General features: G+C 76.1%; 21 protein-coding genes and 1 pseudogene. 10 read left to right on the top strand and 12 right to left on the bottom strand.

Annotated elements, in window-relative coordinates; genetic code table 11:
- Positions 1-60: 60 nt before the first annotated feature.
- Together BM158_RS17715 and BM158_RS17710 are read left to right on the top strand one after the other, a co-directional pair.
- Positions 61-1,125 carry a glycosyltransferase family 2 protein gene (locus tag BM158_RS17715; protein WP_229827796.1) on the top strand — a complete coding sequence of 355 codons (1,065 nt, stop codon included), beginning with the start codon at positions 61-63 and terminating at the stop codon, positions 1,123-1,125.
- A complete protein-coding gene (locus BM158_RS17710; protein ID WP_229827797.1) occupies positions 1,122-1,769 on the top strand; it encodes a flavin reductase family protein in 648 nt (215 codons plus the stop codon). Before BM158_RS17715 ends, BM158_RS17710 begins: the two co-directional genes overlap by 4 nt.
- Here BM158_RS17710 and BM158_RS17705 read toward each other — a convergent pair.
- Complete coding sequence (locus tag BM158_RS17705; RefSeq protein ID WP_229827798.1) at positions 1,748-2,728, bottom strand: carbohydrate kinase family protein; 981 nt, start codon at positions 2,726-2,728, stop codon at positions 1,748-1,750. The genes BM158_RS17710 and BM158_RS17705 overlap by 22 nt on opposite strands.
- Before the next feature lie 100 nt (positions 2,729-2,828).
- Complete coding sequence (locus tag BM158_RS17700; protein WP_229827799.1) at positions 2,829-3,491, bottom strand: CDP-alcohol phosphatidyltransferase family protein; 663 nt, start codon at positions 3,489-3,491, stop codon at positions 2,829-2,831.
- Positions 3,492-3,520: 29 nt separating this feature from the next.
- On the opposite strand from BM158_RS17700, the gene BM158_RS17695 reads away from it, so the two are divergent.
- Complete coding sequence (locus BM158_RS17695; RefSeq protein ID WP_091562479.1) at positions 3,521-4,327, top strand: lipase family alpha/beta hydrolase; 807 nt, start codon at positions 3,521-3,523, stop codon at positions 4,325-4,327.
- On the opposite strand, the gene asnB is transcribed toward BM158_RS17695, so the two are convergent.
- The 6 genes from asnB to BM158_RS17665 all read right to left on the bottom strand — a co-directional run bounded on the left by asnB (position 4,324) and on the right by BM158_RS17665 (position 10,435).
- Entirely contained in the window at positions 4,324-6,180 is a 1,857-nt protein-coding gene (gene asnB, locus BM158_RS17690) for an asparagine synthase (glutamine-hydrolyzing) (RefSeq protein WP_091562475.1), read from the bottom strand. The two genes, BM158_RS17695 and asnB, sit on opposite strands and share 4 nt — an antisense overlap.
- Before the next feature lie 110 nt (positions 6,181-6,290).
- Positions 6,291-7,073: a hypothetical protein gene (locus BM158_RS22525; protein ID WP_091562472.1), complete on the bottom strand. Its 783-nt coding sequence runs from the start codon at positions 7,071-7,073 to the stop codon at positions 6,291-6,293.
- Between the two features lie 11 nt (positions 7,074-7,084).
- Complete coding sequence (locus BM158_RS17680; protein WP_091562469.1) at positions 7,085-7,897, bottom strand: ABC transporter permease; 813 nt, start codon at positions 7,895-7,897, stop codon at positions 7,085-7,087.
- Positions 7,894-8,811 carry an ABC transporter ATP-binding protein gene (locus BM158_RS17675; protein WP_091562464.1) on the bottom strand — a complete coding sequence of 306 codons (918 nt, stop codon included), beginning with the start codon at positions 8,809-8,811 and terminating at the stop codon, positions 7,894-7,896. Before BM158_RS17675 ends, BM158_RS17680 begins: the two co-directional genes overlap by 4 nt.
- Positions 8,808-9,908: a transcriptional regulator gene (locus BM158_RS17670; protein WP_229827800.1), complete on the bottom strand. Its 1,101-nt coding sequence runs from the start codon at positions 9,906-9,908 to the stop codon at positions 8,808-8,810. The genes BM158_RS17675 and BM158_RS17670 overlap by 4 nt, the downstream gene beginning before the upstream one ends.
- 50 nt (positions 9,909-9,958) lie before the next feature.
- Positions 9,959-10,435 carry a heme-degrading domain-containing protein gene (locus BM158_RS17665; RefSeq protein WP_207506724.1) on the bottom strand — a complete coding sequence of 159 codons (477 nt, stop codon included), beginning with the start codon at positions 10,433-10,435 and terminating at the stop codon, positions 9,959-9,961.
- Positions 10,436-10,487: 52 nt separating this feature from the next.
- Here BM158_RS17665 and BM158_RS17660 point away from each other — a divergent pair, with 52 nt between their 5' ends.
- Positions 10,488-11,123, top strand: coding sequence for a hypothetical protein (locus BM158_RS17660; protein WP_091562457.1), 636 nt, complete (start codon positions 10,488-10,490; stop codon positions 11,121-11,123).
- On the opposite strand, the gene metF is transcribed toward BM158_RS17660, so the two are convergent.
- A complete protein-coding gene (gene metF, locus BM158_RS17655) occupies positions 11,081-11,980 on the bottom strand; it encodes a methylenetetrahydrofolate reductase [NAD(P)H] (protein WP_229827801.1) in 900 nt (299 codons plus the stop codon). The two genes, BM158_RS17660 and metF, sit on opposite strands and share 43 nt — an antisense overlap.
- 172 nt (positions 11,981-12,152) lie before the next feature.
- Here metF and BM158_RS17650 point away from each other — a divergent pair, with 172 nt between their 5' ends.
- The 3 genes from BM158_RS17650 to BM158_RS17640 are packed head-to-tail and all read left to right on the top strand — an operon-like array spanning position 12,153 to position 15,606.
- Positions 12,153-13,217, top strand: coding sequence for a polyprenyl synthetase family protein (locus BM158_RS17650; RefSeq protein ID WP_229827802.1), 1,065 nt, complete (start codon positions 12,153-12,155; stop codon positions 13,215-13,217).
- Complete coding sequence (gene crtI, locus BM158_RS17645; protein WP_091562446.1) at positions 13,214-14,680, top strand: phytoene desaturase family protein; 1,467 nt, start codon at positions 13,214-13,216, stop codon at positions 14,678-14,680. The genes BM158_RS17650 and crtI overlap by 4 nt, the downstream gene beginning before the upstream one ends.
- On the top strand, positions 14,677-15,606 hold the full coding sequence (locus tag BM158_RS17640) for a phytoene/squalene synthase family protein (protein WP_207506723.1): 930 nt from the start codon (positions 14,677-14,679) through the stop codon (positions 15,604-15,606). Before crtI ends, BM158_RS17640 begins: the two co-directional genes overlap by 4 nt.
- Here BM158_RS17640 and BM158_RS22520 read toward each other — a convergent pair.
- From BM158_RS22520 to BM158_RS17625, 3 genes and pseudogenes are all read right to left on the bottom strand, one after another.
- Positions 15,603-15,812 (bottom strand): annotated as a pseudogene (locus tag BM158_RS22520) (lycopene cyclase domain-containing protein); the annotation flags it as partial. The gene BM158_RS17640 and the pseudogene BM158_RS22520 sit on opposite strands and share 4 nt — an antisense overlap.
- A complete protein-coding gene (locus BM158_RS17630) occupies positions 15,809-16,171 on the bottom strand; it encodes a lycopene cyclase domain-containing protein (RefSeq protein WP_091562439.1) in 363 nt (120 codons plus the stop codon). The pseudogene BM158_RS22520 and the gene BM158_RS17630, both read right to left, overlap by 4 nt.
- Complete coding sequence (locus BM158_RS17625) at positions 16,168-16,491, bottom strand: Rv2175c family DNA-binding protein (protein ID WP_091064192.1); 324 nt, start codon at positions 16,489-16,491, stop codon at positions 16,168-16,170. Before BM158_RS17625 ends, BM158_RS17630 begins: the two co-directional genes overlap by 4 nt.
- A gap of 22 nt (positions 16,492-16,513) precedes the next feature.
- On the opposite strand from BM158_RS17625, the gene BM158_RS17620 reads away from it, so the two are divergent.
- The 3 genes from BM158_RS17620 to BM158_RS17610 all read left to right on the top strand — a co-directional run bounded on the left by BM158_RS17620 (position 16,514) and on the right by BM158_RS17610 (position 20,575).
- The gene (locus tag BM158_RS17620; RefSeq protein WP_091562435.1) at positions 16,514-17,656 is read left to right on the top strand and encodes an alpha-hydroxy acid oxidase; all 1,143 of its coding nucleotides are present in this window, start codon (positions 16,514-16,516) and stop codon (positions 17,654-17,656) included.
- 64 nt (positions 17,657-17,720) lie between these two features.
- Complete coding sequence (gene pknB, locus BM158_RS17615) at positions 17,721-19,694, top strand: Stk1 family PASTA domain-containing Ser/Thr kinase (RefSeq protein ID WP_091562431.1); 1,974 nt, start codon at positions 17,721-17,723, stop codon at positions 19,692-19,694.
- Positions 19,691-20,575: a deoxyribonuclease IV gene (locus BM158_RS17610; RefSeq protein WP_229827804.1), complete on the top strand. Its 885-nt coding sequence runs from the start codon at positions 19,691-19,693 to the stop codon at positions 20,573-20,575. The genes pknB and BM158_RS17610 overlap by 4 nt, the downstream gene beginning before the upstream one ends.
- Positions 20,576-20,619: the final 44 nt, after the last annotated feature.

The raw sequence follows: 20,619 nt of genomic DNA, 5'->3' as shown, positions 1-20,619 counted from the left end.
CGACGCGGGCGGGGGCGCGGGCGGGGGCGCGGGCGGGGGCGCGGGCGGGGGGTGGTGCGGGTGCTCGCCGGGACCTCGGTCGCCCTCGCCGCGCACGCCGTCCTCAACGCGGTCCTGCTGCGCACGCCGCCGGCGGACCCGCCGGCCACCACCGCGCGGGTGCGGGTCGTCGTCCCCGCCCGGGACGAGGCGCACCAGCTCGGCGGGTGCCTGGACGCGCTGGCCGCGCAGACCGGCGTCCCACGGCTGGAGGTCGTGGTGGTCGACGACGGGTCGACCGACGGCACCGCCGGCGTCGCCGCCGCGCACGGCGCCCGGGTGCTCGCCGCCGCCCCGCCGCCCCCGGGCTGGCTGGGCAAGCCGAACGCCTGCGCGCAGGGTGCCGCCGACGCCGGGGACGTCGACGTGCTCGTCTTCGTCGACGCCGACGTCCGGCTCGCCCCGCACGCGGTCGCGGCCGCCGTCGCCCTGCTGCAGCGGCACGACCTCGACCTGGTCTCGCCCTGGCCGCGCCAGCTGGCCCTCACCCCCGCCGAGCGCCTGGTGCAGCCGCTGCAGCAGTGGCTGTGGGCCACCACCCTGCCGCTGCGGCTGGCCGAGCGGCCCGGCCGGCCCTCCATGGCCGCCGCCAACGGGCAGTTCCTCGCGCTGCGGCGGGCCGGGTACGAGCGGGCCGGCGGGCACGGCGCGGTGCGCGGCGAGGTGCTGGAGGACATCGCGCTGCTGCGGGCGGTCAAGCGGTCCGGCGGGCGCGGTGTCGTCGCCGACGGGTCGCGGCTGGCCACGACCCGGATGTACGCCGGCTGGGCCGAGCTGGCGGCCGGGTACGAGAAGTCGCTGTGGTCGGCCCTCGGCGGCTCACCGGTGGGCAGCCTGGCCGCCGGTGCCGCGCTGGCCGCGGTGTGGGTGGTGCCGCCGCTGGCCGGCGGACGTGCCGGGCTGGTCGGCTACGCCGCCGGGGTGGCCGGGCGGGCGGTCACCGCGGCGCGCACCGGCGGCCGGGTGTGGCCCGACGCCCTCGCCCACCCCCTCGGGGTGGCGGTGCTGGACCTGCTGCTGGTCCGCTCCGTGCTCGGCCACTCCCGCGGGACGCTGCGCTGGCGGGGCCGCACACTGACCGGGTGACCGCACACGAGCGCACCACCTTCGACCCCGCGCAGATGGACCCCAAGGCCTTCTACCGGGTGATGAACTCCGTCGTCGTCCCGCGGCCGATCGCCTGGGTCTGCACCCGCTCGGCCGACGGCGTGCACAACCTGGCCCCGCACTCCTTCTACACCGTGGCCTGCGTCGACCCGCCGGTCGTGCAGTTCACCAGCGTCGGCCGCAAGGACAGCCTGACCAACGTCGAGGCGACCGGTGAGTTCACCGTCAGCCTGACCCCGGAGGAGCTGTTCGAGCAGGTCAACGCCACCGGCACCGACTTCCCGCCGGACCAGGACGAGGCCGAGCACACCGGCGTCGTGCTGGAGGACAGCGACGTGGTCTCGGTCAAGCGGGTCGCGGCCAGCCCGGTCACCCTGGAGTGCCGGCTGCACGCCACGACGTCCTTCGGCGACAGCACGGTCGTGTTCGGCCGGGTGGTGCACGTCAGCGCGCACGCCGACGCGGTGCGCGACGGCCGGCCCCGCATCGAGGGGCTGCGCCCGCTGGCCCGCCTGGGCGGCAACGAGTGGTCGACGATCGGCGAGCTGAAGGAGATCCGCCGGATCCCCTACAGCGACTGGCAGGCCGACCCGTCGATCGGTCAGGCGCTGCGCGGCGACTGAGGCAGGTGCGGGGCCACCTCGTCGGCGGCGTCGGCACCGAAGGCCTGCGCGAACCGCTCCAGGAACGACTCCCGGGGCAGGTCGTACTCCTGGGTGCCGACGACCTCGACGGCGGCGGTGGCGACCGCCGAGCCGACCTGGGTGGCCCGCTCCAGGCCCAGGCCCCACTGGCGGGCGGCGACGAACCCGGCGCGCAGCGCGTCGCCGCCGCCGGTGGGCTCGACCGGCTTGGTCTCGGGGACGGCGATGACCTCGATGGTGTCGGCGCCGGCCTGCTCGACCCGCACGCCGTTGGCGGCCCGGGTGGTGACCCAGGTGCCCACCCGGTCGAGGACCTCCTCGTGCGACCAGCCGGTCTTCTGCTTGAGCAGGGCGGCCTCGTACTCGTTGGTGAACAGCAGGTCCGCGCCGTCGACCAGGCTGCGGATCATCTCGCCGTCGGCCCACGCCAGCTGCTGGGACGGGTCGGCCATGAACCGGTAGCCGCGCTCCCGGCACTCCTCGGTGTGCCGCACCATCGCGGTGGGGTCGTTGGGGCCGATGATCACCAGGTCCAGGCTGCCGACGCGGGCGGCCACCGGCGCCAGCTCGATCATCGAGGCCTCGGCCATGGCGCCGGAGTAGAAGGACGCGATCTGGTTGCCGGCCACGTCGGTGGTGCAGGTGAACCGGGCGGTGTGCTTGACGTCGGACCAGCGGACGCTCTCGGTGTCCACGCCGTGCCGCTGCAGCCAGGCGTCGTAGTCGTCGAAGTCGCTGCCCACCGAGCCGACCAGCACCGGCGCCAGGCCCAGCAGGCCCATGCCGTAGGCCATGTTCGCCCCGGCCCCGCCGCGGTGCTGCACCAGGTCGTCGACCAGGAACGACAGCGAGACGTTCTCCATCTGGCCCTCGACGAACTGCTCGCTGAACGACCCGGGGAAGGTCATCAGGTGGTCGGTGGCGATCGAACCGGTCACGGCGACGGACACGGTGGCGCTCCAGGGGATTTCGACAGGCTGGACCCGGTGTGTTCGGCGCGCACGCCACCCGGGGTTCACCCGAGCGTAACGGCGGCCCTCAGCCCAGTGCCCGGCGGAGCTGGCGGCCCAGCTGCGCGGTGCCGACCAGCCCGAGGACGGCGCCGACCGCCGTCCCCGCCACCACGACGACCACGTCGAGGCCGAGGGCGGACACCACGCCGGCCCCGCCGAGGGTCATCCCGGTCATCGCCACCCGGGTCGGGCGCTCCCACACCGAGATGGCGCCGGTCTCGTCGACGCCGGCCTGCCCGGCACGGGCGCGCAGGTAGTCGGGGAACCAGCACAGCGCGCCGAAGGCCACCGCCAGCCAGACGGGGGCGCCGGCCAGCCAGAGGGCCAGCGCGTAGCCGACCTCGGTGAGCCGGTCGACGGCGGAGTCCAGCACGTAGCCGCGCCGGCTGGCGCGCCCGCCGGCGATGGCCAGCGCGCCGTCCAGGGAGTCCAGCAGGCCGGACAGGCCCACCAGCAGCCCGGCCGGGACCAGCCACCAGCCGCCGGCCGCGGCCGGGCCGACGGCGGAGAGGGCCACCAGCAGGCCGACGGCGGTGACGACGGTCGGCGACAGCCCGGCGAGCGGGCGGGCCAGGGTGTGCGCGATGGTCAGCCAGCCGCGGACGACGGCCGAGGCGCGGGGGTCGGTGCCTCCGTGCCAGCGGGCCCAGGCGTCGAAGTACTCCTCCCGGGTCAGGTAGCGCGACACGACCCCAGTCCACCAGGGACAGTGGAGGCGTGCTCGCCGGCCTCTCCCCCGCCCGCCGCCGTCTGGTGCTGGGCCTGCTCGCCGCCCTGGTCGTGGGCGCGGTGGCCGTGGCCGCGGCCGTGCTGGTGCCGCGGCTGACGGCCGACTCCCCCACCCCGGTCAGCCAGGCCGACCCCGGCCCGGTGCTGCTGGTGCCCGGCTACGGCGGCTCGACGACCGGGCTGCAGGTCCTCGCCGACGTGCTCGGCACGGCCGGCCGCGACGCCACGGTGGTCCCGGTGCCCGGGGACGGCACCGGCGACCTGGAGGCGTCGGCCGAGGTCCTCGGCCAGGCCGTGGACGCCGCCCTCGCCCGCACCGGGGCAGCGACGGTCGACGTGGTCGGGTACTCCGCGGGCGGGGTCGTGGCGCGGTTGTGGGCCGCCGACGGCGGGGCCGCCCAGGCCCGGCGGGTCCTCACCCTGGGCTCGCCGCACCACGGCACGACGGTCGCCGACCTGGCCGGGTCGCTGGCCCCCGACCAGTGCCCGGTCGCGTGCCAGCAGCTGCAGACCGGCAGCGGGCTGCTGCGCCGGCTCAACGCCGGTGACGAGACCCCGACCGGGCCGACCTGGGTGTCGATCTGGACGCAGGACGACACCACCGTCACCCCGCCGGACTCCGCCCGCCTGGACGGCGCGCTGAACCTGACCGTGCAGTCGGTGTGCGCCGACAGCACCGTGGGCCACGGGCAGCTGCCCACCGACCCCCTGGTGCAGGGCATGGTCGTCGCCGAGCTGGCGTCGGGGCAGCCGGTCGACCTGGGCCCGGCCGACTGCGCCCGGCTGTCCAGCTAGACCGTCACGTCGACCTCGTACTCGCGCAGCCAGCGGTCGACGAACAGCAGCCGGTCCTGCACCGTCCGCGAGGCCTGGCGGCCGGCGTCGAGGTCGACCAGGTCGGCCAGCGGCGAGCCGGGGTCGTCGGCCAGCGTGGCGTAGCGGGAGGCGATGCCCGCGCCGTAGCGCGGGTCCTGGGTGGAGGGGTAGGGGCTCTTCACCCGCTCGACGACCGAGCGCGGCAGCAGGTCGGCGGTGGCCGCCCGCAGCAGGCTCTTCTCCCGGCCGTCGAAGGTCTTCAGGTGCCAGGGAGTGTTGAAGACGTACTCGACCAGCCGGTGGTCGCAGAAGGGCACCCGCACCTCCAGGCCCACGGCCATGCTCATCCGGTCCTTGCGGTCCAGCAGCACCGGGAGGAAGCGGGTCAGGTAGGCGTAGGAGACCTCGCGCATGCGGGCGTCGTGGCCGGTCTCGCCGTCCAGCCGGGGCACCTCCGCCATGGTCTGCCGGTAGGCGTCCTCGACGTGGCCGGCCAGGTCGAGCTCCTTGGCCACCCGCTCGTGCAGCAGGTCCCCGGGGCCGCCGCCGGCCATGCTGGCGATCATCCGTCCGGCCAGCCAGGGGAAGGTGTCCGCGCCCACCGCGGCCGGGTCGTGGAAGTCGACGTAGCCGCCGAAGACCTCGTCGGCGCTCTCGCCGGACAGCGCGACCGTGGAGCTCTGCCGGACGGCGGCGAACAGCAGGTACAGCGAGGTGTCGATCTCGCCCATGCCGGGGGTGTCCCGGGCCCGCAGGACGGCGTCCCGGGCCGCGTCGTCCAGCAGCCGGGCGTCGTCGAGGACGACGTCGGTGTGGTCGCTGCGCACGTGCGCGGCGACGTCCGCGACGTAGGGGGCGTCGGGGGTGCCGCGGACCTCGTCGGGCACGAAGTCGGTGTCGTTGCCGGCGAAGTCCACGGCGAAGGAGCGCACCGGGCCCTGCCCGGCCTCGCCGAGCCGGCGGGCGGCCAGGGCGGTGAGCGCCGAGGAGTCCAGCCCGCCCGAGAGCAGGGTGCACAGCGGGACGTCGGCGACCAGCTGCCGGCGGGCGGTGTCGTCGAGGATCTCCCGCACCCGGGCGACCGTGGCGTCGACGTCGTCGGTGTGCGGGGTCGACTCCAGCTGCCAGTAGCGCAGCTCCTGGACCCCGGCGCGGCTGATCCGGACGACGTGGCCGGGCGGCACCTCGCGCAGCCCGGCGAAGGGCGTGCCGGCGGGGTCGGCGACCATGCCGAGCACCCGGCGCAGCCCGGCGGCGTCGATCACCCGGGGGACGTCGGGGTGGGCCAGCACGGCCTTGGGCTCGGAGCCGAACAGCACGCCGTCGCGGGTCGGGTAGTAGTACAGCGGCTTGACGCCCAGCCGGTCGCGGACCAGGAGCAGCTCCTCGCGGCGGGCGTCCCAGAGGGCGTAGGCGAACATGCCGTTGAGCCCGGCGACCACCTCGCGGGGGTCGCGGTCGCCCGCGGCGCGGTGCGCGCGCAGCACGACCTCGGTGTCGCTGCCGGTGGCGAACTCCCCGCCGAGGGCGGCCCGGTGCTCGCGGGAGTCGTAGACCTCGCCGGAGTAGACGATCGCCAGCGCGTCGTCGGTGACCCGGTCGGCGTCGGGGCCCGTGCCCAGCGCGCCGCCGGTGGACAGCGCCATCGGCTGGCGGCCGTGCACGACGTCGACGACGGCCAGGCGGCGGTGCCCCAGCGCCACGTGCTCGCGCACGTACAGGCCCTCGTCGTCCGGGCCCCGGCAGGCCATGGTCGCGGTCATCGCCGCGGCGGTGGACCGGTGCCGGCGGAGGTCGTCGTCGAAGGAGACCCAGCCCGCGATGCCGCACATGTCGCTACCTCCAGTGGTGTGCAATCAGTTGGTCTTACCAACCGATTGCACACCCGGGGCGAGGTGCCTGCAACCCGGGTTCACAGGCAATCGATCCCACGCCCGAGGGGTCAGCGGCCGAGGGCCGTCCGGATCCTCGCGACGGCGATCGGCCCGACGCCGTGCAGCGCCAGCAGCTCCTCCTCACCGACGGCGGCGACCGCCTCCAGGGTGGTGAGCCCGGCGGCCCGCAGCGCCCGGGTCGCCGGGGCGCCCAGGCTCGGCAGCGGCGTCCCGGCCGGCGGCGGGGTGCGCTCGGGGACCGGTTCCCCCGCGGCCCGGCGGGCGGCGTTGACCACCGCCTCGCCGCGCGGGGACAGCCGGTAGCCGATGTCGAGGGACTCGGTCAGCCCGAGCTCCTTGAGCTTGCGGACGTCCCGCTTGAACTCCGGCGTCGGCCGGCCCAGCTCCTCGGCCAGCTCCGGCGCCCGCCGCTCGGGGTGCGCGTCCACGACCGCCAGCGTGGCCGCCGTCCAGGGGCCGATCGAGGAGGCCCGGTCCAGCCGGTCGAGGCGGGCCTGCAGCGCGGCGACCTCGTCGTCGGTGGGCACGGTGCGGCGCAGCACCGCGCGGGGGTCCTCGCCGGCGAACCGGATGCCCACCCGGTGCACCGGCCGGTCGGCGTGCGCGGCCAGCCCCCGCTGCAGGGCGGCCAGGTCCCGGGCACCGGCGCGGCGGGCGTCGTCCTCGGTCAGGTCGGCGGCGTCCACGACGTCGACCGAGGTCACCTCCACCAGGCCGACCCGGGTGCGCATGCGGGTGCCGGGCAGCACCCGGGGCCGGTCCCACCGCCGGAAGGCCAGGTCCACCGTGCCGGCGACCACCGCGTCGAGCTCCGCCGGGCTGATCCTCACGAGCGGTGAGGTTAGGAGGTGACGTCCTTGGTGGTGAAGTTCGCCCACGCCGCGCCCAGCAGGACGACGACGTACACCGCCTGCAGGCCCAGCCCCCGGGCGGTGTTGCGCCACAGGATCGGGTCGCGGAAGAAGTCGACGAAGCTGAGCCAGTACCGGGTGGGCAGGTAGGGCGCGATGTCCGAGGCCGCGTCCAGGGTGAACAGCAGCGAGGAGCCGATGAGCACCGCCAGCGCGCCGAGGGTGGCCAGCTGCGGGGAGTCGGTGAGCGTGGAGAAGAACAGCGCGAACGCCGCCACGCCCAGCATCGAGACCGTGATGTAGCCGATCGACAGCAGCGTGCGGCCGGCCACCTGCTGCGGCGTCAGCGACGTCCCCGAGATGCCGGTGGTCGCCCCCAGGGACTGCACCTCGAACAGCGTCGTCCCCACGACGTAGCCGACCGCGGCCACGACCACCACGGTGACCAGCACGAACGCGATGACCGCGACCAGCTTGGCCACCAGCAGCCGGGTGCGGCCGGCCGGGCGGGCCAGCAGGTAGCGCAGCGTCCCGCCCTGCGCCTCGCCGGCGACGGCGTCCCCGGCGACGACGGCGACCGCGATCGGCAGGAACAGCGGCAGCACGATCGCCAGCGCGGCCAGCGGGAACAGCGTGCCGTTGGTGAGGACGGCGGACAGGAACGCCGGCCCCTCCCCCGGCCGCGGCGCCAGGTCGGTGACCTTCAGCAGCACCGCGACCAGCACCGGCAGCGCGTTGAGCAGCGCGATGGTGATCCAGGTACGGGGACGGCGGAACAGCTTGCGGAGCTCGACGCCGATCACGCGGCCACCCGGTCCCCGGAACCGGCGGCCGCGGCCAGCACGACGTCCTCCAGCGTGGGCCGGTCCAGCGCCAACCCGGAGACGGGCACCCCCGCCCCCACCAGGACGGCGTTGACCTCGGCAGGCTCGCTGCCGCGCACCACCAGCCGGTCCCCCTCGGCCGACAGCACCCGGTCGCCGAGCTCGCGGACGGCGCGGGCCGGGTCGGGGGTGCGCACCACGGTGGCACCGGTGGGTGCGGTGAGGGTGGCCAGGTCGTCCTGCAGCACCACCCGGCCGCGGTCCAGCACGCCGACCCGGGTGGCCAGCTGCTCGATCTCGGCGAGCAGGTGGCTGGAGAGGAAGACCGTCGTCCCGGTGCGGTTGAGGTCCAGCAGCAGGGTGCGGATCTCGTGGATGCCCTGCGGGTCCAGGCCGTTGGTCGGCTCGTCCAGGACCAGCAGGTCGGGCCGGCGCAGCAGCGCCCCGGCCAGGCCCAGCCGCTGCCGCATGCCCAGGGAGAACCCGCGGACCTGCCGCTTGCCGACCCCGCCGAGACCGACCTGGTCCAGCACCTCGGCGATCCGCTGCCCCCGACCGCGGCGGGCACCGCCCGGCCCGGCGGCGTCCATCAGCGACAGGTTGGCCGAGGCGGACAGGTGCGGGTAGGCCGCGGGGCCCTCGATCAGCGCGCCCACCCGGGGCAGCACCTCGCGGCCGGCCCTGGGGATGGGCCGGCCGAGCACCTCGACGGTGCCGGCGGTCGGGAGCACCAGGCCCAGCAGCATCCGCACGGTGGTGGTCTTGCCCGACCCGTTGGCGCCGAGGAAGCCGTAGACGTCGCCGGCCCGGACGTCGAGGTCGATGCCGTCGACGGCCGTCACCGCCCCGTACGCCTTGCGCAACCCGTGGGTGGCGATGACGGTGTCGCTCATCGGGCTGGTGCCTCCTGGATCTGGCGCGCGGCGGTGGCCAGCGCGTCGAGGGTGACCGTGCCGGCCAGCAGGTAGGTGCCGCTGCCGCCGTCCCGGGTGCTGGTGCCGGCCACCATGAGGGCCAGCGGGCCGGCCGCGATCCGGACGCCGAGGTCGTCGACGACCGCGCCCGGGGTGGCCGCGAGCTGGTCGCGCAGCCCGGCTGCGGCCCGGCCGGGCAGCGCGCTGACCGCGAGCACCGTGATGCCCGAGCCGTAGACGCCGACCTGCTCGGGGACGCCGTCGAACGTGCGCCGGCCCAGGTCGGCCAGCGTGCCGGGCAGGTCGGCGCGCTCCTGCCGGCCCAGGTCGACGTCGGTGAGCTCCTGGTCGGAGCGGACGTCGGCACCGGGCGGCGGGACGAAGTCGGTGGTCGAGGCGTCCGGGGTGGTCAGGGAGAGGTCGAGGAAGCGGGTGTCCAGCGCCGGCGTCGCGGTGTCCCCGCCGCGGACGACGACCCGCAGCGGCAGCCCGGTGCCCGGGTCCACCCACACGTCGACCTCGGACACCGACGCGGCGGCGTCGGCCGGGGTGTACCGCAGCCCGAGGGCGTCGACGCCGGCCACCCGGGCCGGTGCGGTCCGGGACAGCTCGTCGTCGGCGGCCTCGCTCAGCAACCGCCGGCCCAGCGCGCTGGGCAGCAGGTCGGGGGCGGTGGGGAGGGCCAGCGGGGGCAGCGTGCCGCGGCTGGCCGCCTGGTCCGCGTAGTCCCACGTCCAGGTGCCGGTGGCGTCGCGGTGCGTGCCGGTCTCCCCGGTCGCGGTGACGACGTCGACCCGCCAGTCGTCGGCGCCGCGGTACCAGGCGCGCAGCGAGGTCTGGTCCGACAGCAGGTCGGCCACCCCGGTGAGCGCGTCGGACACCGGCAGGGTCAGGCCCCCCGTGGAGATGGCGTAGCCGGAGAACGCGACGTCCTCACTGGCCAGCACCCGGTCCCGCAGGTCGGCGGCGGAGGCGCCGCCGTCGCGGGCCGGCAGCGCCTCGACCAGCGCGGGGAGGGCGACCAGGACGGCGAGGCCGAGGGCCACCACGGCCCAGCGCCAGCGTCGTCGGAGCACCGGCCCACCGTACGTGCGTGCGCACCGGTGCTGCAGTTTTCATGGAGTCCTCACAGCTGGGCGAGGAACGCCTCCAGCGCCTCGACGGCCAGCGCGTGGTCCTCGGCCTGCGGCAGACCCGAGACGGTGAGCGTCCCGACGACGCCCACCCCGGCCACGGTGAGCGGGAACGCGCCGCCGTGCCCGGCCATCCGCGCGGCGTCGATCCACGGCGCGTCCTCGAAGACCTCCCCGCGCGCCCGGGCCTGCAGGCCGGCGAGGAACGACGAGCACCCGAGCTCCCGCACGGTGGCGACCTTGCGCGCGATCCACACGTCGTTGTGCGCGGCGGTGCCCTCGAGCGCGGCGTGGAAGAGCTGCTGCTGGCCGCGGGTGATGTCCACGGTGACCGGCAGCCTGCGCTCCCGGGCCGTCCCGACCAGCAGCGTGCCCAGCGCCCAGGCGTCGTCGTGGGTGAACCGGGGCAGCACCAGCCGGCGCTCCTGCTCCTGCACCCGGGCGATCAGGGCCTGCACGTCGTCGCTCACGCCCGGATCGTCGCAGAGCGGGCGCACAGCGGCGGCGCTAGCGTCCCTCGGCATGGCGCCCCCCGTCTCCGACGCCGTCGTGGTCGACGTCCTCCGCCGGGTCGACCGGCTGTGGGCCCCCGTGGTCGCCCGGCTGGACCGCCCACCGGCCATGCCGGCGGCGCAGCGGGCGGAGTGGTGGGCCGAGACGGTCGCCCGGGTGGTCGCCGTGGGCTCGGCCGCGCCGCGGTTCGCCGGCAAGCTCGCCGACCTGCTGCCGCTGCAGAACGGCATCGGCGCGGGCATCCAGTCCCTGGTGGTGCTGGGCATCGCCGCCGAGCACGACGTCGACGACCCGGCCCGCCGGGTGGCGCTGCTGGCCCGGGTGCTGCTGGACCGCCCGCTGACCGCCGAGCAGGTCACCCCGCTGCTGCAGCGGCAGAAGGGTGCCTACGCCGAGGAGGTGCTGGGCGCCCAGGACCGGCGGCGCGGCGCCGCGGGCGCGGCCCGCACGCTGTGGCGGGTGACCCGCACGCTCTCGCGCATCGACGACGCCCTCGACGCCCGGCCCAAGGGCAACCTGGGCGCTCGGGCGCTGTCGAACCTGCCGGTGGTGGGTGTGCTGGGCGGCTACCGGGCCGAGCGGGTGGCCCTGCGCCGCGCGGCTCAGGAGGCCGACGCCGCGCTGACCGGGGACAGCCGCTCGTAGACCTCGCGGGTCGCCGTCGACCTGTTCATGGTGATGAAGTGGATGCCGGGCACGCCCTCGGCCAGCAGCTGCTCGCACAGCTGCGTGGCCACGTCGACGCCCAGCGCCCGCTGCTCGTCGGCGGGGGCGTCGGCGGCGGCCGCGAAGCGCTCCGCCAGCTCCGCCGGGAACGCCTGGCCCGACAGCTGCACGATGCGGGCGATCTGCTTCGCGCTGGTCACCGGCATCACCCCGGCCAGCAGGGGGACGTCGCACCCCCGGGCGGCCACCCGGTCGCGCAGCCGGAGGTAGTCCTCGACCCGGAAGAACATCTGGGTGATCGCGAAGTCGGCACCCGCGCGGCACTTGGCCACGAACATGTCGGCGTCGGTCTCGGCGTCGGGCGAGCGGGGGTGGGTCTCGGGGAAGGCGGCCACGCCCACGCAGAACTCGCCCATCCCCCGCACCAGCTCGACCAGCTCCGCGGCGTAGGACAGCCCCTGCGGGTGCGCCGTCCAGTCGGCCTGCGGGTCGGCGCCGGGCGGGTCGCCGCGCAGCGCCATGATGTTGGTGACCCCCGCGGCGGCCAGCCGGGCGACCACGTTGCGCAGCTCGTCGACGGAGTGGTCGACCGCGGTGAGGTGGGCCAGCGGCAGCATCGTGGTGTCGGTCGCGATCCGCTCGGTGACCGCCAGGGTGCCCTCGCGCGTCGAGCCGCCGGCACCGTAGGTCACCGACACGAACGACGGCGCCAGCCGCTCCAGCTCGCGCAGCGCCGTCCACAACTGGGCCTCGCCGGCCGGGCTCCTGGGCGGGAAGAACTCGAAGGACCAGGTGGGCTGCCCCTTCTCGAGCAGCTCGCGCACGGTGCCGGTCACGACCGCACACGGTACGGAACCGCACCGCCCTCCGGGTGCGACCTGCGGCACCCCGTCCCGATCATGGCGTGCCCGCGTCATGGGGGGCGGGCATACTCGGTCCGTGACCGCAGGGACCCGATCAGCCGACCCCACCAGCGCAAACGGCGCTGACCAGGCGGTTTCCGCCGATGTGGCCCACCTCGGCCGGCTCCGCGAGGCGGTCAGCGAGGCCCTGGACGCCTTCCTCGCCGAGAAGCGCGGCGTGCTCTCGGGCATGGACGACGAGCTGGTCCCGGTCGTCGACGAGGTGGCCGCGGTGGCCGAGGGCGGCAAGCGGCTGCGCCCCGCCTTCGCGTACTGGGGCTGGCGGGCGATCGCCACCGCGCACCCCGAGGACGAGGCCGCCGTGCTCCGTGCCGTGGCCGCCCTGGAGTTCGTGCACGGGTCCGCCCTGGTCCACGACGACGTCATGGACGCCGCCACCACCCGCCGCGGCCGTCCCGCCACCCACGTCGGCTTCGCCGGCCGGCACGGCGACCGCGGCCTGACCGGCGACGCCGCCCTCTTCGGCACCGGCGCGGCCATCTTGGTCGGCGACCTGGCCCTGGTCTGGTCCGACGAGCTCCTGCGCCGCTCGGGCATCTCCGCCGAGGCCCTGGGCCGGGCCCGCCCGGTCTGGGACACCATGCGCACCGAGGTCACCGCCGGGCAGTACCTGGACCTGCTCCGCGCCGCCGGCGGCCTGCCCGGCCCCGAGGGCGCCCTCAAGGTCGCGCGGTACAAGAGCGCCGGGTACACCGTGCAGCGCCCGCTGCACCTGGGCGCGGCCATCGCCGACGCCGGCCCCGAGGTGGTCGAGGCCTACACCGGCATCGCCCTCCCCCTCGGCGAGGCCTTCCAGCTGCGCGACGACGTCCTCGGCGTCTTCGGCGACCCGGCCGTCACCGGCAAGTCCGCCGACGAGGACCTCCGCGAGGGCAAGCAGACCCTGCTCGTGGCGCTCACCGAGGAGGCCGCCGACGACCCCGGCCGCGCACTGCTGGCCGACGTGCTGGGGCACCCCGGGTCCACCACCGAGGAGCTGGACGCCGTCCGCGACCTCATGCGCGCCACCGGCGCGCTGCAGCAGGTCGAGGACCGGATCAGCACCCAGACCACCGCCGCCCGCGAGGCCATCGCCGAGGCACCGGTCACCGACGAGGCCCGCACCGCCCTCGACGCCCTCGCCGTCGCCGCCACCACCCGCACCACGTGAGGACCGTCCCAGGACCCACCGACCGGGTCGTGGTGGTCGGCGCCGGGCTGGCCGGGCTCTCGGCGGCGCTGCGGCTGCGCGGTGCCGGCCGCGAGGTCACCGTCGTCGAGCGCGGACCCGACCCGGGCGGTCGCGCCGGCCGGGTCGAGCGCCAGGGCTACGCGCTGGACACCGGCCCGTCGGTGCTCACCGCCCCCGGCCTGGTCCGCGACGCACTGGCCTGCGTCGGCGAGACCCTCGAGGACCGGCTCGAGCTGCTGCCGCTGGAGACCACCTACCGGGCGCAGTACGCCGACGGCTCCACCATCGACGTGCACGCCGACCCGGCCGCCTTCGCCGCCGAGGCCGAGGCCGTCTGCGGCCCCGGCGCCGGCGCGGAGGTCACCCGCTACCTGGCCCACCTGCGCGAGCTGGACGCCCTGCAGTGGGACGTCTTCATCGACCGCAACCTCGACACCCCGCTCGACCTGCTCGGCCGGCCGCTGCTCGAGCTGGTGCGCAAGGGCGGGTTCGGCAAGCTCGCCCCGCACGTCGACCGGTTCTTCACCGACGAGCGGCTGCGCCGGCTGTTCAGCTTCCAGGCCCTCTACGCCGGGGTCTCCCCGTTCCGGGCCATCGCCGCCTACGCCGTCATCGCCGAGCTCGACATCGGCAAGGGCGTCTGGCACCCGGTCGGCGGCATCCACGCCGTCCCGGCCGCGCTCGCCGCCGCCGCGGCCGACGCCGGCGTCGTGTTCCGCTACGACACCGCGGTCGCCTCGCTGGACCTGCGCGGCGGGCGGGCGCACGGCGTCCGGCTGGCCGACGGCGAGCTGCTGCCCGCCGACGCCGTCGTCGTGACCGCCGACCAGGCCGACCTGCTGGTGCCGCTGCGCCGGCGCCGGAAGCCCACCTACTCGCCCAGCTGCGTGGCCATCCACGTCGGCGTGCGCGACGAGATGGCCGGCCAGGCGCACCACACCATCACCTTCGGCGCGGCCTGGGAGCAGGTGTTCGAGGAGCTGACCGTCACGGGCCGGCCGATGAGCGACCCCAGCCTGCTGGTCTCCATGCCCAGCCGCACCGACCGCACCCTGGCCCCCGAGGGCGGGCAGGTGCTCAGCATCGTGGCGCCCACCCCGAACCTCGACCTCGCGCCCGGCATCGACTGGCCCACGCTGGCCCCGCGGTACCGCGACGAGGTGCTGCAGACGATGGAGCGGCGCGGCTGGACCGGCCTGACCGGCGCGATCGAGGTCGAGGAGCTGATCACCCCGGCCGACTGGGCCGCCCAGGGCATGGCCGCGGGCACCCCGTTCGCCCTCGCGCACACCTTCGGCCAGACCGGCCCGTTCCGGCCCTCGACCTACCCCCGCGGCGGACCGGAGAACGTGGTGCTGGCCGGGTCGAGCGTGCAGCCCGGCGTCGGCGTCCCCATGGTGCTGGTCAGCGGCCGGCTCGCGGCGCAGCGGATCACCGGGTGAGCGCGCAGCTGGAGGCCGCCTACGCCCGGTGCCGGGCGATCGCGGCCGAGCACGGCAAGTCCTACTTCCTGGCCACCCGGCTGCTCACCCCCGACCGGCGACAGGCCATCCACGCCCTCTACGCCGCCGCCCGGGTGGCCGACGACATCGTCGACGTCGGCGCCGACGAGCCCGGTCGCGACCCCGAGGCCGAGCTGCTGGCCTGGTCCGGGGACGCGCTGGCCGCCGTGGAGAGCGGGCACTCCGACGACCCGGTGCGGCTGGCGCTGGCCGACACCGTGCGCCGCTACGACATCCCGCGCGAGCACCTGGTCGACTTCCTCGCCGCGATGACCAGCGACCTCGACGTCACCGGCTACGCCGACCTCGACGCGCTCGACCGGTACATGTGGGGCTCGGCCTCGGTCATCGGGCTGCAGGTCCTCCCGGTGCTCGGGACGGCTGCGGGCGTCGCCCGCGAGGAGGCCGCCCCGCACGCCATCGCGCTGGGCGAGGCCTTCCAGCTGACCAACTTCCTGCGCGACGTCGCCGAGGACGTCGACCGCGGCCGGGTCTACCTGCCCGCGGACATGATGGCCGCGCACGGCGTCACCCGCGAGCAGCTGGCGCAACGCCGGCACACGCCGGGGTTCACCGCGCTGATGCGGGAGATGGTCGACGTCGTCCGCCGCCGCTACGACGACGCCGCCCCCGGCACGGCGATGCTCGCCCCGGAGTCGCGGGACTGCGTGCGGGCGGCCACCGACCTGTACGGCGGCATCCTGCGCGAGATCGAGAAGGTGGACTACCGGGTGCTCGACGGCCGGGTGTCGGTGTCCAGGCCGCGCCGCCTGGCGGTGTTCGCCCGCCGGTTGACCGCCGCCCAGCTGGCCAGGGTCAGGGTCACCATCGCCCAGCCGAAGAGCAGGTCCTCCACCGGCGCGTAGGCGATCCGCGGGCCCCAGATGGTGCCCGGGTCGTAGGTGACCACGCCCAGGCCGGTGAGCACGCCGTTCATCAGCAGCTGGAAGGACACGATGATCGCGTAGGCGGTCCAGTACGCCTTCCGGGTCACCATCCGGGTCCGGTAGACGACGAGGTCGAGCAGCAGGACGACGACGACCGCGGTCACCGCCAGCGCGCTGTAGCTCATCGACCGGCCCCGTTCGCCGGCGCGGCTTCCTCGGCGGGGTAGCCGGCGTCCCAGCCGGTCACCTTCCGCACCGCCTCCAGCGCCAGCACCGACGCCAGCGGGACGACGAGGAAGAACAGGACCTCCTCGACCGGGATGCCGCCGGGCAGCCGGACGCCGGTCGTGTAGACCGCGCTGTAGTCCCAGTGGCCCTGGTGGATGGCGTAGAGCACCCAGGTCACGAAGACCACGAACTCCGGGGCGATCGCCACCAGCAGCCGGCGCCACCGCGGGTAGACCCGCACGTGCAGCACCAGCTCCAGCGGAGCGGTCACGACCAGCACCCCGGCCAGCAGGCCGAGGTACGTGAACTGGCTCAGAACGCCAGCGCCTGGGCGCGTCGGGTGACCTCGGTGTGCCGGTCGTCGCGCAGCGCCTGGATCGGGGTGCCCGGCAGCGACTCGTCCTCGCGGAAGAGCCAGTCGAAGGCCTCCTGCTCGGAGAACCCGCCGTCGTGCAGCAGGGTGAGCAGGCCGGGCAGGTGGCGCAGCACCTCGCCGTCCTGGATGACGTCGACGGGGATCTTGCTGCGGCCGCTGCCCGGGAGGGCGAGGAGCTTGCCGTCGTTGACCAGCTGGCGCACGCGGTTGGGCGACACGCCGATCAGCTTCGCGACGTCCTGGGGGGTGTAGAACTCCACGCGATCAGTTTAGGTCTGGTGCATGACCGGTCAGACCCAGCGCCGCCGCGCCCCGGGTGAGGTGCCCCGCCCGGCCGACCCCACCGCGCCGCCGCCCTTCCTGGACCTCGACGACCTCGAGGAGCGCGCGCGGGGCCTGCTGGACCCCGCGGTCTTCGACTACTACGCCGGCGGCGCCGGCACCGAGACCTCGCTGGCCGAGGCTCCGGTGGCCTGGCGCACCTGGCGGCTGCGGCCCCGGGTGCTGCGCGGGGTCACGGCGACGACGGCGACCACCCTGCTGGGCACCGAGGTGGCCACCCCGGTCGGCGTCGCGCCGTGGGCCTACCAGTCGATGGCCCACCCCGACGGCGAGCTGGCCACCGCCCGGGGCGCCGCGGCCGCCGGCGCGCTGCTGTGCGTGTCCACCAGCGCCACGCACACCGTCGAGGAGGTCGCCGCCGCCACCGGGTCGCCGGCGTGGTTCCAGCTCTACGCCCAGCACTCCCCCGCGCACACCGACGACCTCGCCCGCCGGGCCGGGGACGCCGGGTACCGGGCGCTGGTGCTCACCGTCGACCTGCCGGTGCTCGGCCGCCGGCACCGCGACCTGCGCAACGACTTCGCGCTGCCGGCCGGGCTGCGGATGGCCAACCACCCCGCCCCCGACGACCGGCCGCCGCTGGCGGCGAACGAGAGCCCCGGCTGGGTGCTCGCCGACGTCGGCCGGTTCGCCGAGGTCAGCGGGCTGCCGGTGGTGGTCAAGGGCGTGCTGCGCGGCGACGACGCGGTGGCCTGCGTGCAGGCGGGCGCCTCGGCGGTGTGGGTGTCGGCGCACGGCGGGCGGCAGGTCGACCTGGTGGTGCCCAGCGCGCACGCCCTGCCGGAGGTGGTCGACGCCGTCCGCGGCGAGACCGCGCCCGACGGCTCCGACGTCGAGGTCTACGCCGACGGCGGGGTGCGCACCGGCTCCGACGCCCTCGTCGCGCTGGCCCTCGGTGCCCGCGCGGTCTTCCTCGGCCGGCCCACCGCCTGGGGGCTGACCTGCGGCGGGGCCGACGGGGTGGCCGGCGTCCTCACCGGGCTCACCGGGGAGCTGGCGCACACCATGACGCTGTGCGGCGTCGCCTCCCCGGCCGAGGTCACCCCCGACCTGGTGACCCGGTACGGCTGGACCAGCCGCTGACCGGGACGAGCGACCCCCGCGTCGCTGACCTCGGGTGCTGGCCCGCGCTCGTAGACTCGCCGCCGTGGACACCGCCGTGACCGACCCCGTGCTGGGGCTGGTCCTGGAGGGGCGCTACCGCCTCGAGGAGCGCGTGGCGCGCGGCGGCATGTCCACCGTCTACGCCGCCACCGACCTCCGCCTGCACCGCCAGGTCGCGGTCAAGGTCATGGTCGAGCACCTCGCCCACGACCCGGCCTTCGTCGACCGGTTCATCCGCGAGGCCCGCGCCGCGGCCATGCTCAGCCACCCCAACGTGGTCGGCGTCAGCGACCAGGGCAGCGACCAGGGCCTGGTCTACCTGGTCATGGAGCTCGTCCGGGGCCGCACCCTGCGCGACCTGCTGCAGGCCCGCGGCCGGCTGACCGTCGGCGAGGCGTTCGCGGTCATGGAGCCGGTGCTGTCCGGGCTGACCGCCGCGCACCGGGCCGGCATCGTGCACCGCGACATCAAGCCCGAGAACGTGCTCATCTCCTCCACCGGCCAGGTCAAGGTCGCCGACTTCGGGCTGGCCCGCGCCGTCGCCGGCACCGGGCACACCAGCCACACCGGCGGCGTGCTCATCGGCACGGTCGCCTACCTGTCCCCCGAGCAGCTCGAGCGCGGCAAGTCCGACGCCCGCTCCGACGTCTACGCCGCGGGTGTGGTCCTCTACGAGCTGCTCACCGGGCACCCGCCCTACGCCGGCGACACCCCGCTGGCGGTGGCCTACCAGCACGTGCACCACGACGTCCCGCCGCCGTCGGAGGAGACCCCGTCGGTGCCGTGGCAGGTCGACGAGCTGGTCGCCCGCACCACTCGCCGCGACCCCGGCGCCCGCCCGCTGGACGCCGGCGCCTTCCTCGCCGAGATCGAGGACATCTCCCGCGACCTCGGGCTGGGCCGCACCCCGGTGCCCACCGGCCGGGCCAGCACGCACACCACCACGATCCGCCCGGTCAACCGACCCTCGGCCGCGCGCGGCGGCGACGACCCGCGCACCGAGGTCATCTCGCCGCACCGGCCCGGGGGGCGCACCGCGATGGTGCCGCTGCCGCCCACCGGGGCGGTCGGCGGTCGCCGTCCCCCGCACCCCACCGCACCCCGGCCGCTGCCGCGGGTCGGCGTGCCCGACCACATCCGGCGCCGCCGGGTGCGGCTGGCCGTCGCCGTCGTGCTGCTCATGGCGGTGACCATCGGCGCGGTCGGCTGGTGGCTGGGGTCGGGCAGGTGGACCGACGTCCCCGAGGTGTCCGGGCAGGGCCAGCAGCAGGCCATCGGGTTCCTGCAGGAGGCCGGGCTGGACCCGGTGGTCACCGAGGTGTTCAGCGAGGACGTCCCGGCCGGCACGGTCGTCTCCGCCGACCCCGCCGACGGGGCCCGGATCATCATCGGCAGCGACGTCACGCTCACCGTGTCCAAGGGCCCCGAGCGGTTCACCGTGGACGGCGCCCTGGTGGGCCAGCCCGCCGACGACGCGCAGGCCGCGATCGAGGCCCTGGGCGGCGACCTGCAGGTGGCCCGCACCACCGGGCGCAGCGACGACGTCGCCGCGGGCTCGGTGATGGCCATCGACCCCGCCGCGGGCACCGAGCTGCGCCGCGGCGACACCGTGACCCTCCAGGTCGCCGAGGGCCCGGCCACCGCCGACGTCCCCGACCTGGCCGGCAGCGACCCCGACGACGCCCAGGCGACGCTGGAGGGCCTGGGCTTCGAGGTCACCCGCGACGAGGGCCGCAGCGACGCCGTCTCCACCGGCGAGGTCGTCTCCGCCTCCCCCGGCGGCAACCAGGCCTACGGCTCGACCATCACGCTGACGGTGTCCGTCGGGCCGGTGCAGGTGACCGTGCCGAACGTGGTCGGGCAGACCAAGGACGCCGCCGTCGCCGCGCTGGAGGCCGCCGGCCTGGAGGTCTCGGTGACCCAGTTCTTCGGCGACACCGTGCTGCGCCAGACCCCCGCCGCCGGCGAGGTCGTCGACCCGGGCACCTCGGTGACCATCCTGGTGACCTTCGGGTGATCCCGGGCCCCGTCGGGGCGCACGTGCCGGTGGGCCGGGGGCTGGCCACCGGTGGGCTCGCGTACGCCGACGCGGTGGGCGCGGAGGCGGTCCAGGTCTTCGTGGGCAACCCGCGCGGTTGGCGCCGCTCGCCCGGCGACCCGGCGCAGGACGCCGCCTTCACCGCCGGCTGCGCCGAGCGCGGTGCCCCGTCGTTCATCCACGCCCCCTACCTGGTCAACCTGGGCTCGCCGGACCCGGCCACCGTCGACGCCTCGGTGGCCACCCTGGCCGCCGACCTGGCCCGCGGCGTGCAGCTGGGCTGCGCGGGCGTGGTGGTGCACGCCGGGTCCGCCGTGGGCCCCGACCGGTACGACGCGGCGCTGCGGCAGCTGCACGAGCGGCTGCTGCCCCTGCTGGACGCGCTCCCCGACGACGGCCCCCGGTTGCTGGTCGAGCCCACCGCCGGCGGGGGCCGGGCCCTGGCGGCGCGGGTGGAGGACCTCGCGCCCTACCTGGCCGCCCTGGAGCACCACCCGCGCGTCGGGGTCTGCCTGGACACCTGCCACGCCTGGGCGGCAGGTCACGACCTGGTCACGGCCGGCGGCGCGGCGGCCACCCTGGAGGCGCTGGAGGAGGCGGTGGGACCGGGCCGACTCGGGCTCGTGCACGCCAACGACTCCCTCGACGCCCGTGGTTCCCGGCGGGACCGGCACACCTCGATCGGGGAGGGCACGATCGGGCTGGACGCCTTCGCCGAGCTGCTCGCCCACCCGGCCCTGACCGGCGTCCCCGTGGTCGTCGAGACGCCCTCCGCGACCGCCGCCGGGCCGTGGGAGGGGCACGCACGGGACATCTCCGCGCTGCGCTCCCTGCACGACCGCCGTGCTGTCACCGGCTGACGCCGGCACCCGATCCCGCCCGACCCGTCCCGACCGGACGGTTC

The sequence above is a fragment of the Klenkia taihuensis genome (genome assembly GCF_900112525.1).
Taxonomy (GTDB): domain Bacteria; phylum Actinomycetota; class Actinomycetes; order Mycobacteriales; family Geodermatophilaceae; genus Klenkia; species Klenkia taihuensis.
The sequence above is the reverse complement of the archived record's forward strand: the minus strand, read 5'-3'. Positions and strand labels throughout refer to the sequence as shown.